The sequence below is a fragment of the Halomonas sp. SpR8 genome, assembly GCF_031010195.1.
Classification (GTDB): domain Bacteria; phylum Pseudomonadota; class Gammaproteobacteria; order Pseudomonadales; family Halomonadaceae; genus Vreelandella.
On record NZ_JAUAMC010000006.1, the window covers coordinates 236,750 to 250,240 of the forward strand.

Here is a 13,491-nt window from a genome sequence, read left to right on the forward strand (position 1 = left end):
TTATGGAAAGCACTGCACACTGCTGGTGCAAAGTGGATGGCAAAGGTGACAATAGGCGAGCTATCAAGTGCCTCGAAGCGTGTTTGGAAAGGCAGTATTTATTAGTAGTATCTAAGCCAGTCCCAATGCCTTAGCGAGATGGCTGCTTTAACAATAACGATGACGATCCCTATGACGCTAAAGCTAACTATCAATGGGCAAGAACGTGAGCTAGCGGTGCCGCCGCAGACGCCGCTGCTCAATGTGCTGCGTAATGATCTGGCGCTCAATGGCCCGAAATATGGCTGTGGCTTAGGTGAGTGTGGTGCATGTAGCGTACTGATCGACGGTATGGCGGCACGTACCTGCGTGCTGCCTGTATCCGCCGCCGTTGGGCATAACGTGACGACCCTTGATGGACTTGCCCAGAATGGCCAGCTTGATCCTGTGCAGCAGGCCTTTATCGATGCCCAGGCGGCACAGTGTGGCTACTGTTTGAACGGCATGATCATCACTATTCGCGGGCTGTTAAATCATAATGCCCAGCCCACTGCAGAGCAGATCCGCGCGGCGTTAGAGCATAACCTTTGCCGCTGCGGTACCCACGTTGAAATTCTCCAGGCAGCTGAACGTGCCGTAGTGATTAATGCGGTCGCGCTGGAGGAGACACCTTATGAGTGATGGGTCGATGCTCAATGGCCAGCAGGCACCGGCCGGTACCTCCGCACTGCTGGCGAAGGCACGCTACGGTGTGGTGGTGCGACCCCCTTGCTACCGTTGGAGCGACGGGCGCTTTGCAAGTGACCGCTTGGTTGGCGTCGACAAAAATAGCCTCGCCTCACTCTCCGGCCCTATCGACGTGGTGGTGGAAGGGGACTTTGTGGGGGTGGTGGCCGATAGTTTGGCTTTGGCAACCGATGCGGCTAAACAGTTGAAAGTGGAGTGGCGAACTGTTCGTCAAGCCGCTGATAAATCGCCCGCTAAAATGCCCGTTGAAGAGAGTCACCCGCCATACGCATCGGCGAGCCATGCGTATGGTTGGCCCAGTCGAATGCGCTGGGGTAATCATCCCAGCTGGGTAATCGCCGATTATAGCGACCAGCAATTGAGTGTGTGGGGGCAGACCGCCACCCCTGTGGCGCTGAAGCAGGATCTAAGCCGGTTAACCGCGCTGGATGTCAGCCAGATCGAACTTTACAGTGCTGTTAATAACCACTCAACGCAGCGGGCGTCGGGGTTGGGCCGCCACTGCGGCGATGATGCCGCCGTAGATGCCGCGTTGATGTCGCGGGCAGTGGGCAGCCCCGTCGCCGTTTGGCTTGATGCCCGCTACGCCAAGGACGTTGAAGCGCTAGGGCAAGCGCAGCGGATTAGCCTAAATGCGGATCTCTCCAGTGACGGTGAGATAGCCCGTTATCGCTATCAGCAGGCCAATCTCACCGGTGAGGTGGCCGCCGTCGGGCTGTGGCTAAGCGGCGCCGCCGCAATCGCCGAGCTGACGGAGTTCCCAACTGGAGATAACGACACACCGCCGTTCTCGCCTTATGTATTTCGCGATCAATACCTTGCCGTACGCTCCCAGCCAGCTTCGCTCACCACCAATCCCACCTTGATCGGTATACAGCAGACATTTGCGCGGGAATCCTTTTTAGATGAGGTTGCCCGCAAGAGCGAACAAGACCCCATCGCGCTGCGGCTGCGTCATCTAGAGGATGCGCGGGGCATTGAGTTGATTGAGTCCGTGGCTAAACGGGCCGAGTGGCAACGTTCGTCCAATCCATCATCGGAATCACTATCCCAGGATCTACTACGCGGGCGAGGCTTTGCCTACTCCCAGCTACCCGACCGGGATCAACGGGTGGAAGCGGGGGTGCGCTCGGCCTGGATTGCCGATGTGGAGGTCAATCGTATTACCGGCGATGTGCAGCTTACCCGCCTGGTGGTGGGGCAGGATGCCGGCCCTGATATTGATACGGCGCGTCTGCAGCAGACGTTACAGGCTCGCGTGTTGGGCGAAGCGCGCCCCTTTTTGGGGCATGAACCCCGTTTCGACGAGTGGGGGGATGGCAGTCGTGCGCTGACTAAACATGAATCTTCAGCGCTAGCGCCAACCGTTTCTTCGCCAACCATTTATTCGCCTAGTGCTTCGGTGGCCGCTGTTGGGGAAGACGTATTAACCGGTGCGGAGCTGTCGCCGGGTGTTGCGGTTATCGCCAATGCGCTGTTTGATGCCACCGGCCTGCGTTTTCGTCAACCGCCGTTTACCGCCAACCGCGTACGCCAAGCACTTGAAGAATCGGCGACCGAGGGCTCAGGGCGGCCATCTAAGCGATTTAAACAGTCGCGCTCCACGAAACGGCGCTGGTTGGCAGCTGCTGCGTTCACCACCATGGCAGGCACTGCGGCCATGGCCTGGCCGTGGAAAGGGGCAATCGCGCCCATTTCCAGGCCCGCTGCCAACCTCTATTCCGCCGAGACCATCGAGCGCGGGCGGCTGGTCGCTGCAGCGGGCGATTGCGCGGCGTGCCATACCTCCGTAGGTGGCGTGACCAATGTGGGCGGACGTGCTTTCGAAACCCCCTTTGGTACGCTTTTCAGCACTAATATTACCCCGGATGAAGCAACGGGGATTGGCCAGTGGTCCTACGCGGCGTTTGAGCGGGCCATGCGCCACGGCATTAGCCGTGATGGCAGCCACCTGTATCCCGCTTTCCCCTATACGGCGTTTGCCAAAACCAGTGATGCCGACTTGCAGGCGCTTTATGCCTACTTAATGGCCCAGCCGCCAGTGGCGGCTGGAAAAAACACGAATGACCTCTTTTTTCCCTTCAGCGTGCGCGCCTTAATGGCGGGTTGGAATACCCTTTACCACGATCCGGCGCCCTTCCAACCTGACCCCCTACAGAGCGAACTGTACAACCGAGGCGCCTATCTTGCCGAAGGGTTGGGCCACTGCAGCGCTTGCCATAGCCCCCGCAATGCCATGGGCGCGGAAAAAAGTGGCGGGGCGTATTTGGCCGGTGCCTTTGTGGATGGCTGGGAAGCGCCACCGCTGAATACCTTGTCGCGTGCCCCTGTACCGTGGAGTGAAGCATCGCTTTACGACTATCTACGCCAGGGCGAATCGGCACTGCATGGCGTTGCTTCCGGCCCGATGGCCCCGGTGGTAGCGGGCTTGGGCGAGTTGCCTGAATACGACGTGCGCGCCATTGCCCATTACGTGGCCGCCCAAATGCAGGCGCCCACAGGCAATAGCGATGCCGATGTGGCGGGGGCAGAACAGCGCGTGGCAAGCGCAGCGCTTAGCGCCCCCGAACTGGAGGCAGGCGAGCGGCTATTTGAAGGTTCCTGTGCTGCCTGCCATGTGGCGTCTGGTGTGCCGACCTTTTCAAGCGCGAGGATCAACCTGGCGCTGAATACCAATTTGCATAGTGATCACCCCGATAACGTTATTCAGTCAATTTTGGGTGGTATTCACGCGGAGCACGTGCCCGGCGTTGGTAATATGCCTGGCTTTGCCGACAGTTTTAGTAATACCCAGGTCGCTGATTTGGCGACCTATCTTCGAGCGCGCTTTGCCCCAAAGAAAGCGCCTTGGCAACAAGTAAAACAACGCATTGCTGATTTACGCCAGCCTCACCACAACAACACTCACTCTACTCCCTGACGTAATAAAACGAGGTGGACTATGAAACGTAGTAAATGGATATGGCTAGTTTGGGCCGTCGTCTTGCTGAGCTATTTAGTGCCTTACACCCTATTGAGCGGTGTCGCGCTCTGGTACGGCAGCTTCCTGTTTTGGGCGTGTGCAGGGTTAGCGGTTATTGCTCTGAACGTGTTTATCACTAAAGATTTTGAGGAGCACAGCAATGACTGAATCACTCATCTGGTGGTCCATTGCCATCTACTTATTGATTGCGATCGGCATCGCGATTATGTCTCGCCAAGGCGCTTCAGACGACGCCTCCAAAAGTATGTCGGGATACTTCCTGGGCAACCGACAAATGAACGGTTTTGTCTCTGCGCTAAGTTACAGCGCCACTACTTACAGCGCCTTTATGATGGTGGGTCTGGCAGGCCTTACCTATGCCGGTGGCGTTGGCGCGCTGGGCTTTGAAATTATCTACTTTGCCGGTGTTTCGCTGGTGGCTATCTTTGGGCCCAAATTCTGGGCGGTGGGCAAAAAATTCGGCTTTGTGACTCCAAGCGAGATGTTAGGACATCGCTACAACAGCAAGCATGTGGCCATGGCCATCTCCATCGCCAGCTGTATCTTCCTGATTCCCTACTCGGCCGTTCAGCTTGCTGGCGTAGGTTACCTGCTGCAAGGCATTACCGATGGGGCGATTACCTTTACCACCGGGGTGGTATTAGCCACGGTGATCGCGATCTTTTTCTCTTATATCGCCGGGATTCGTTCGGTGATGTGGACCGACTCCCTCCAGGCGATCATGATGATTGTCGCCTCAACACTGGTGGCCTTTCTGGTTATTCAGGGCCTGGGTGGTTTTGGCGCGCTATTCGATACGCTAGCAACGGAGCACCCCCAGTCGCTAACGGTGCCTGGCTCAGGACTATTCAGCTTTGTCACTTTCCTGGGGCTGACGATTCCCTGGTTCTTCTTTAGCCTCTCGAATCCCCAAGTCAGTCAGCGCCTGTTTATGCCCTCTTCGCTGCGCTCGATGCGTCATATGCTGATTGGCTTCCTGGTATTTGGTTTTATCTACACCATGGTGTCGGTGCTATGGGGCTTCTCCGCCTTGGCTGCTTTCCCGAGTCTGGAACGGGCGGATTTGGCCACACCGACACTGCTGGCTTCAGAGTTTGTCCCACCCGTGCTAGGCGTCATCGTGATGATCGGCATTATGGCCGCAGCTGTGTCCACCATTGACTCGATCATGCTGACCCTGGCCTCCATGGTCTCCCGTGATGTGTATGCCAACGTCAAACCTAACGTTAGTGAAAAGCGTCAACTGCTGGTGGGTAAGTTTGTGGTGCCGGTGATTGCGCTAATGGCGTTAGCCTTCGCCGAGCTGCAGCTTGACCTGATTGCGGTGCTGTCAGTGGCTGCATCGTCGGGCCTAGTCGCCATGGTGCCTGCATTAATTGGCGCCTTCTATTGGAAACGCGGCACGGCTGCCGGTGCATTGGTTAGCGTGGTGGGCACTAGCGCCTTTGTACTGTTGATGTATGCCACCGGTAACTCGCTGCTGGGCCTGCCTGCCGGCGTATGGGGCATTGTGGTCGCCAGTGTGCTGTTTGTTGGCGTCAGTCTCGTGACCAAACCCCATCAAGCCACCACGGATGCATTCTTTACCGCCATTGCTGAAGAACTGGGAAAAAAACGTCGTTCTTCTAACGATCAGGTGTCTAAAGAGGCGGCTGCCTAGCTGCTTATTCCGGCCAAACCATAGAGCGCTGGGTATGCCCATTGGCGAGCTTAAGCGCTCTCAGCAAACTCTTCCCGGTACGCTATAGCGGAGCATGCGCCCGGGAAGCTTGGAGACGTTATGGATCATGCAAGCTTTACGGAAATTTGCCTCCACCAGCTAAAAATGTCTGGCGTACATGAAGGCGAAAAGCTCGTCGTGCTAACCCAGGGTAGCGAACGCCTTGATTATGCCGACGCCTTTATGGCGGCGGGGCAGCGCTTAGGCGCCAATATGTACCATATGCGGTTACCCGCACCACTACCCACAGGTGGTTGGGCCGTGGGAGCAACGGGGCTTGCCAGCATGCCCGATGCGGTGGAGGCGCTAAAGAACTGCGACATGCTGATCGACTGCATCTTCCTGCTGTTCTCGCCGGAGCAAATGGCGATTCAAGCCGCCGGTACGCGCATACTGACGGCAGTTGAGCCGCCTGAGCTGCTGGCCAGAATGCTGCCCACCCAGGAGCTGCGCGAAAAGGTCGAGCTGGCCGCCGCGCTACTGGAAAAAGCCAAGGTGATGCGCATCACCTCGCCCCACGGCACCGATGTCACCTACCAACTGAATACGTACGCTACCGTCGCCGAGTATGCCTGCACCGATGAGCCTGGTCGCTGGGATCACTGGCCCTCTGGCTTTGTATTTACCGGCGGCGATGACGATGGCGTTGATGGCACCATTGTGGTGGCGCCAGGCGACATCTTGCTGCCGCAGAATATGTACGTCCGAGAGCCCATTACGTACACCATCGAAAAGGGCTGGATTAGTGATATACGCGGCGGGCTGGATGCCGAGTTGGTGAAATCCTATATGGATAGCTTTAACGACCCGCGCGGCCTGGGGATGAGCCATGTGGGCTGGGGTATGAACCCGAATGCCAAGTGGCACCGTATGGTGCCGGGCGAGTTCCCCGGGGGTATGGGGATGGAGCCGCGCAGTTTCTATGGCAACGTGATGTTCTCAACCGGCCCGAACAGCGAACTGGGCGGGTCTAACGATACCGCCTGCCACCTGGATATCCCCATGCGCAACTGTTCGCTGTTTCTCGATGATGAGCCTATCGTGATTGATGGCGATATCGTCGTTAAAGAGCTGCAAATGGCTAGCAGTTAGTGCGTCAGCAGTATGCTGAAAAAGCCCCGGTTGGGGCTTTTTTTACTTCAAATCCATGTGTTTAACTGTGTACGATAATCATCCTGCGCCTGGCGGGCGCTGACTGGTGTAAGCCACACCTCGGTGCCGGGTAGGCATTGTGACAGGGTGGCGCAGGCCATCGGGGTGAGAGCGCCTAAACGCGGGTAGCCGCCAATGGTCTGGCGGTCGTTCATCAGTACGATGGGTTGACCATCCGGCGGTACCTGAACCGCCCCCAGCGGAATGCCTTCGGAAATAATCCCCGTAAGCGAACCGTGTAGCGCAGGGCCTGTGAGCCGGACGCCCATGCGGTCGGCGCGGTTATCCACTTTCCAGGGGTGGTTGAACACCTGGAATAGTGCGCGACCGCTAAACGAGGCGATTTGCGAACCGAGCACGATAGGCAAGCGGCAGCCCGAGGTGGGTATGCGCGGGCCTTGGCCTTCAGGAATACGGCGTAGCGCAGGGGCGGTGCCTTTCCAGGTCAAGCGGTCGCCGACTTTTAAGGGCTTACCATCTTCATGCAGGCCGCCCAGCTGTTCCCGGGCGGTGCAGGCACGGCTGCCCAGCACCTCTGGCGCGTTTAGCCCGCCGGGAAAGGCTAGGTAGGCGCGTAGGCCCTGGCGCGGTTGGCGAAACACTAGGCGTTGGCCGGGCAGTAGCTTAAAGCTGGCATTGGGAGCGAGCGGCTTGCCATCCAATTGGGCGTCCAGATCCGCACCGGTCAGCGCCAGGCGCACTTCGCGTTCGGTTTCAAAGCTCAGGCCGCCGCCCATAACAATTTCCAGCGCGGCGCTGTTTAGCGCATTACCCAGCAGCCAGTTGGCCCAATTAAATGCGATCCAGTCGGCAGCACCGCCCTGGGTAACCCCTAAATGGCCAACGCCAAACCGCCCGGCATCCTGAATCAGTGCCAGCGGACCTACCTGTTTAACGATCATTCCTGCTTGTGCGTGATTCGTGGCGTTCTGGCTCATGGCCGCTCCTCCATGGGCGTGGTGTCGCCACCGTCCGCTTCAAATTCCGCTCGAGAGATGGCTCTAAAACGCACCTTGTCACCGGGACGGAACAACGGCTCGCCACGCTTGGCATGCTCGAATAGCGGCACATTGGTGCGCCCCAGAATGTTCCAGCCACCCGGGGAGAGCAGTGGATAAATGGCGGTTTGACGATCGGCAATGCCCACGCTACCGGCAGCGACCTTGCGGCGCGGTGTTTTCAAGCGTGGCGTGGCGATTGCTTCATCTACCAAGCCCATAAAGCCATAGCCAGGCGCGAAACCCAATGCAAAGACGCAGTAGTCGTGGTTGCAGTGCTGCTTGATCAGCTCGTCCACACTGATACCTGCGCGCTTGGCGACCAGGGGCAGTTCAGGGCCGACGCTTTCGTCGTACCACACGGGGATATCGTGCAGTTCACCGGCTTGAGTATCCACAGGGGTAAGGCCTGAAAGTGCCTTGTGAATAAGTTGAATCGCCTCGCTATGAGTTAACTGCAAGCAGTCGTAATGCAGCAACAGCGTGGTGTAAGAGGGCACCAAGTCAATTAACACGCCCCCAAAGGCGTTACGCAGCGCTTGGTCGGCAGCGATTACCCAGGCCATATTGGTTTCGTCGATGGCGTCGAACAGGCGCACCAGCAGAGCGTCCATGGCGGCGGTTTCAATGTTTTTTTCAATATTGGCTTTCACGCCTGCTCCAGCGCCTGAAAGGCCTCGCGGATAGCGCGAACGGCAGCCACGGATTCAGGATTATCGCCGTGAACACAGAGGGTGTCGCAGGCTAACGGCAGCTTGGTACCGTCGAGTGCGGTGAGCGGTTCGCCTTTGGCCAGCATAATGGCTTGATTGACGATGGTGTTTTGGTCGTGGTGAACGGCATTGGGTAAACGCCGCGAAGCCAGGTGGCCATTGGCGTCGTAGGCGCGATCAGCAAAGGTCTCGAACCACAGGGTAATACCCATTTTGGCGGCTAACTCGCGGTGTGGCTCGGGGTTGGCGGTGGACATAATCATTAACGGCAGACTGGCGTCATAAGCCCGTACGGCACGCATCACGCCCTCCAGTAGCGCCGGGTTGGCGGCCATGTCGTTATACAACGCACCGTGCGGTTTGATATAGCTGAGTTGAGTGCCTTCGGCTTGGCATATGCCCACCAACGCTCCCACTTGATAAAGCACCATATCTTCCGCTTCTTCTGGCGAGCAGGCCATGGAGCGCCGCCCAAAACCCATCAAATCCGGGTAGCCAGGGTGCGCGCCAATACGTACGTCATTTTGAACCGCTAGTTTGACGGTGTGGCGCATCACGTGGGGGTCGGAGGCGTGGAAGCCGCAGGCGATATTGGCACAGTCGACGTAAGGCATCGCCTCGGTATCCAGGCCAAGGCGCCAGTTGCCGAAACTTTCGCCCATATCGCAATTAAGCAGGGGGATGGCCATAGCGACTCCTGTTAGTTATGGGGGCTTTCAGTTATTAGTGCTTTCACTTGGCTGAAGCAAAACGCGAAGCCAACACCAATATATGAAGTCGGTTTGCTCAGTGCCAATCGTTTTTGTCGATACTAACTATTGGGCGCTCCTATCATGTTGTTATTTATTGAAAAATGGTTGACGGTGAGGAGCGATACGCTTATCACAGTATAGGTGCGGCGTGATAATAACGTTGGTCGAGTTGCGCTGTCGGGAGTGGTCTCAAAGTTGCATAGTGACATGCTAGCTGTGTGGTAACCCTCGGCAGTCACGATGCAACGGCGCAACGCTGTTTTCCACTTTAGAAGGTCATTGGTAGGCGAGTCACTATGCTCGATTTTAAAGAACTTGAGGCGTTTGTATGGGCGGTAAGGCTCGGCTCCTTCCGTAAGGCGGCGACCCGCCTGCACCTTACCCAGCCTTCTGTATCTGAGCGTATTTCACGCCTTGAATCCACGGTGGGAGAGTTGCTGCTGGAACGGTCTGCTCGGCCTATCCAGCCGACCATGCGCGGTCGTGAGTTCTTTGTCCACGCAGAGCGAATGCTGCACCAACGTGATGAGGCAATGAAGCTATTCGATAGCGAAGAGGCTTTTTCTGCACCACTTCGGCTCGGCACGATTGAAACCATTGCCCATAGCTGGTTTCCCGACTTTATGCGCAGGCTCACCGAGCGGTACCCGCGTCTCACCATAGAACTGACGGTTGATTATTCGCCGGTGCTGAATGAGCGGCTACTGAGCAATGAACTGGATATTGTGCTGGCGATGAATGGCTATTCGCCGCAGAAGCAGATTGAGTATGAGTCACTCAGCCCCTATGAGATGGGCATGTTTGTGTCTCCCCGGCACGCCAAACTGCTAAGTGAAAGTGCCGACACCTGGGGTAAACAACTGCCGTTTATTTCGTTTGGTAAGCAGGCGCGCCCTTATGCGGAGCTGGTGAATTACCTGGCAGAGCAGGCCGTGGCCAGCCCGCGTATTCATAGCGTTAGTACCTTGATGACGATTGTACGCATGACCACCGAAGGGTTAGGGATCGGCGCGCTGCCAGTGGCTACGGTGCTGGATGAGTGGCAGCGGGGGGAGCTCTACCGACTTGAACTGCCGGTGCCGTTACCGGCCATGCATTATGATGCGATATGGCGCAATGCGAATCATCCGCGCTTTTGCCGAGGGGTTGCCAGCTTGGCCCAGCAGTGTGCCTGCCGCTACGCCCAGGCGCGGCGTGCTGATATGACAACAACACTTTTCTCCGGGCGCTGGGTTGCTACCCGCGCCTCCTCTGGTACCACCGAAGCAATGAACTAGAAGCAACGCACTAGAAGCAACGGACGATTAGAAGCACCACACTTAATAGAAATAAGAGGGTTCTCACGATGCGCAAGACAATCACGACGTCGCTGCTACTGGCGACCGCCTGCGGATTAACGGTGTCGGCTCACGCGGCGGAATGGACGATGGCCACGCCTTACGGGGATGCCAGCTTTCATACCCAAAACACTAAGCAGTTCGCCGAAGATGTGGCTGAAGCGACTGACGGTGAACTAACCATTACCGTGCATAGCGGTGGCTCACTGATAGCCCACGGAGAAATAAAGTCGTCGGTTCGTCGCGGGACCATCGATGCTGGTGAAGTCTTCCTCTCGGTGCTCTCCAACGATGATCCGATCTTTGAAGTCGATACCCTGCCAGGTGTAGCGGGTAGCTATGATGAGGCCTACGCATTGTGGGAAACCACCAAGCCGATGATCACCGAGCTGTTCGCCGATGAAGGGCTGATTCCACTCTACGCGGTTGCCTGGCCTGCACAAGGAATCTATACCTCCGAGCCGCTTACTGAACCAGAGCAGTTCGAAGGTCTGCGCGTCCGTGCACCGAATATTAACACCCAGCGCTTCGTCGAAAACCTGGGCGGCAGCCCGACTGAGACCGAAGAGTCTGATATCCCCACCGCCTTTAGCACTGGTCGGGTTGATGCCATGATCACCTCTAGCTCCACTGGTAACGCCATGGCCGCTTGGGATTACGTGACCGATTACACCAACGCTAACTTATGGCTGCCGAAAAATATTGTGTTTATCAGCCAGCGTAGTTTTGATGGCCTAGACGAAGCGACCCAGGAAGCGCTGATGAAAGCCGCGGCTGAGGCTGAAAAACGTGGTTGGGAGATGAGTCGCGAAGATAACGATGCCAGTTTGGCGGTTTTGGAAGAGAACGGTATTTCTGTCTCTGAACCTAACGACGCTATTTCAGAAGCGCTTCAAGCGGCTGGTGATCAACTGTTTGAAGACTGGCAGTCACGTGCCGATGACGATGCCAAACAGGCGCTAGAGAGCTACCGCGAGCAGCAAGACAGCTAGTCCTCATTGCGACCTCTCTTGCAGAGGCGGCGGCTTTGCTGCCGCCTCTGTTTCTCCCACGCGCTTTTTCTTAAGTGCTGCCTGAGGCATGCGAACATGACGTTTAAATTCGACAAGCTCTATCGCCTGGGTGCTTGGGGTGCAGCGGCGTGCATGGTGGTTATCTGTGCGCTGATAGCGATTCAGGTGACCTTCCGCTTGGTAGATGCGCTATTAGTGCTGGTGGGGCTGGGCCGTTTGGGCTTAAGCATCACCGGCGTCTCGGAAATCGCCTCTTATCTATTGGTTGGGGCGACCTTTCTGGGGCTGGCCTACACCTTTGTGCATCATGCGCATATACGCGTAACGCTGCTAATTGCTCGGTTACCCTCGGCCATTCGTGTGTGGTTCGAGGTGTTTTGTTTGATTATCGCGTTGGCGATCAGCCTGATGCTGAGCTATGGCCTGATTGAGCTGGCCAGAGAGAGCCTGACTTATAACGACGTATCTTCAGGGTTCATGTCGATTCCTCTATGGATTCCCCAGCTCGTCCTCGCGACCAGCGTCGGGCTGCTCTGTTTGGCCCTGGCGGAAGCCCTCTTTATGGCGCTACGAATCGCTGCACACGATCCCTCAAGTTTTCGCGAGGCCATCGAGACTGATGACAGCGAGGAGCATTAAATGTCGACACTAACCGCTGGTTTGCCCTCTAAATCGGAGAGATCCTCGTGCTACTACTAAGTCTCGCCACCATATTCACCCTCGTGTTGCTGCTGGGTAGTGGGGTGTGGATCGCCTTCGCTCTGATCGGTACGGCCTGGATAGCGCTAGAGTTCTTCAGCTCGTTCTCACCGGCATCTATCTTGGCGTCAGACTTCTGGGGGGCCAGCTACGGCTGGGATCTTACCGCGCTGCCGATGTTTATCTGGATGGGCGAGATACTGTTTCGCTCAGGGCTTGCTGACAATATGTTTCGTGGCCTTTCGCCCTGGTTGAATCGCCTGCCGGGGCGTTTATTGCATACCAATATCATTGGCAGCGGCATGTTTGCGGCAGTGTGCGGCTCCTCAGCCGCCACCTGTGCCACGGTGGGCAAAATGACCCTGCCGGAGCTTGAGCGGCGTGGCTACGACAGCAATATGGCGATTGGCACCCTGGCCAGTGCTTCCACTTTAGGGCTATTGATTCCGCCCTCTATCGTGCTGATTGTCTACGGCGTAGTTACCGAGCAGTCAATCTCCAGGCTGTTTATGGCCGGTATCGGTCCGGGTCTGATGATCTTGGCGATGTTCATGACCTATCTCATTTTGTGGGCGCTACTTAAAGGCAACCGCGAGGGGCTTACCGGCGAAGATGAATCAGACATGCGCTTTGCTGAAAAGCTACGCAATACTTGGTCCCTGTTACCTATCTTGCTATTGATTGGCGGGATTATTTTCTCGATTTATGGCGGATTAGCGTCGCCCACCGAGGCCGCCGCCGTCGGCGTGGTGCTATCGATTGTGATTGCCCGCTTTAACGGTCACTTTGACCGCGAAATCTTTAAGAGCTCGCTGTTTGCCGCCGTGCGCACCGCTTGCATGATCGCGTTCATTATTGCCGGCGCCTCATTTCTGACCTCGGCCATGGGCTTTACCCAGGTACCGATGAAGCTGGCAACGGCAATTGGTGAGATGGGCCTCTCACCCACCATGCTACTGATTGCACTCACGTTGCTGCTGTTGATAATGGGCTGCTTTTTGGACGGTATCTCGCTGATTCTGCTGGTGACCGCGATTATTATGCCGCTGGTGAGTGCCGCAGGGTTCGATCTGATCTGGTTTGGTATTTACCTGGTCGTGGTGGTCGAAATGTCACAGATTACACCGCCAGTGGGTTTCAACCTGTTCGTGATTCAAGGGCTGACCGGTAAAGATATTTTGACCATTACCAAGGCGACGCTGCCGTTTTTCCTACTAATGCTGTTGGCGATTGCCTTAATGCATATCTTCCCAGGCATTGCTCTTTATCTACCTGAGGCGATGACTCGCTAAACGCCCGTGTAGGCCAGAATTAAACATCAGAGCAGCCATCAACGTCATCGTCTTGTCATCATATTTGGCATACCCTACGCGCCGCCAACCCGCGATGAAAGGAGTG

Annotated in this window: 12 protein-coding genes; 9 read left to right on the plus strand and 3 right to left on the minus strand. The window is 56.6% G+C overall.

Annotation, left to right across the window (positions count from 1 at the left end):
* The first annotated feature begins 171 nt into the window (after positions 1–171).
* From QT230_RS13795 to QT230_RS13815, 5 genes are all read left to right on the plus strand, one after another.
* The gene (locus tag QT230_RS13795; RefSeq protein WP_308322478.1) at positions 172–660 is read left to right on the plus strand and encodes a 2Fe-2S iron-sulfur cluster-binding protein; all 489 of its coding nucleotides are present in this window, start codon (positions 172–174) and stop codon (positions 658–660) included.
* Positions 653–3,646 carry a c-type cytochrome gene (locus QT230_RS13800; protein WP_308322480.1) on the plus strand — a complete coding sequence of 998 codons (2,994 nt, stop codon included), beginning with the start codon at positions 653–655 and terminating at the stop codon, positions 3,644–3,646. The genes QT230_RS13795 and QT230_RS13800 overlap by 8 nt, the downstream gene beginning before the upstream one ends.
* Positions 3,647–3,667: 21 nt before the next feature.
* The gene (locus QT230_RS13805) at positions 3,668–3,856 is read left to right on the plus strand and encodes a hypothetical protein (protein WP_064235471.1); all 189 of its coding nucleotides are present in this window, start codon (positions 3,668–3,670) and stop codon (positions 3,854–3,856) included.
* A complete protein-coding gene (locus QT230_RS13810; RefSeq protein ID WP_308322481.1) occupies positions 3,849–5,369 on the plus strand; it encodes a sodium:solute symporter family protein in 1,521 nt (506 codons plus the stop codon). Before QT230_RS13805 ends, QT230_RS13810 begins: the two co-directional genes overlap by 8 nt.
* A gap of 120 nt (positions 5,370–5,489) precedes the next feature.
* A complete protein-coding gene (locus tag QT230_RS13815) occupies positions 5,490–6,521 on the plus strand; it encodes a leucyl aminopeptidase (protein WP_308322483.1) in 1,032 nt (343 codons plus the stop codon).
* Between the two features lie 47 nt (positions 6,522–6,568).
* Here the strand turns inward: QT230_RS13815 and QT230_RS13820 are convergent, their stop codons facing one another.
* The 3 genes from QT230_RS13820 to QT230_RS13830 are packed head-to-tail and all read right to left on the minus strand — an operon-like array spanning position 6,569 to position 8,981.
* Entirely contained in the window at positions 6,569–7,519 is a 951-nt protein-coding gene (locus QT230_RS13820) for a biotin-dependent carboxyltransferase family protein (RefSeq protein WP_308322484.1), read from the minus strand.
* Positions 7,516–8,232, minus strand: a complete 717-nt coding sequence (locus QT230_RS13825; RefSeq protein WP_374694465.1) for an allophanate hydrolase subunit 1 — start codon at positions 8,230–8,232, stop codon at positions 7,516–7,518. Before QT230_RS13825 ends, QT230_RS13820 begins: the two co-directional genes overlap by 4 nt.
* Complete coding sequence (locus tag QT230_RS13830; RefSeq protein WP_308322485.1) at positions 8,229–8,981, minus strand: 5-oxoprolinase subunit PxpA; 753 nt, start codon at positions 8,979–8,981, stop codon at positions 8,229–8,231. Before QT230_RS13830 ends, QT230_RS13825 begins: the two co-directional genes overlap by 4 nt.
* A gap of 359 nt (positions 8,982–9,340) precedes the next feature.
* On the opposite strand from QT230_RS13830, the gene QT230_RS13835 reads away from it, so the two are divergent.
* From QT230_RS13835 to QT230_RS13850, 4 genes are all read left to right on the plus strand, one after another.
* Positions 9,341–10,321: a LysR family transcriptional regulator gene (locus QT230_RS13835; protein WP_308322486.1), complete on the plus strand. Its 981-nt coding sequence runs from the start codon at positions 9,341–9,343 to the stop codon at positions 10,319–10,321.
* A gap of 68 nt (positions 10,322–10,389) precedes the next feature.
* The gene (locus tag QT230_RS13840; RefSeq protein WP_308322487.1) at positions 10,390–11,373 is read left to right on the plus strand and encodes a TRAP transporter substrate-binding protein; all 984 of its coding nucleotides are present in this window, start codon (positions 10,390–10,392) and stop codon (positions 11,371–11,373) included.
* 96 nt (positions 11,374–11,469) lie between these two features.
* Positions 11,470–12,033, plus strand: a complete 564-nt coding sequence (locus QT230_RS13845; protein WP_308322489.1) for a TRAP transporter small permease — start codon at positions 11,470–11,472, stop codon at positions 12,031–12,033.
* A 47-nt stretch (positions 12,034–12,080) separates the two neighbouring features.
* Positions 12,081–13,385 (plus strand): TRAP transporter large permease subunit, encoded by a 1,305-nt coding sequence (locus tag QT230_RS13850; RefSeq protein WP_308322490.1) that lies wholly within the window; start codon positions 12,081–12,083, stop codon positions 13,383–13,385.
* Positions 13,386–13,491 lie beyond the last annotated feature (106 nt).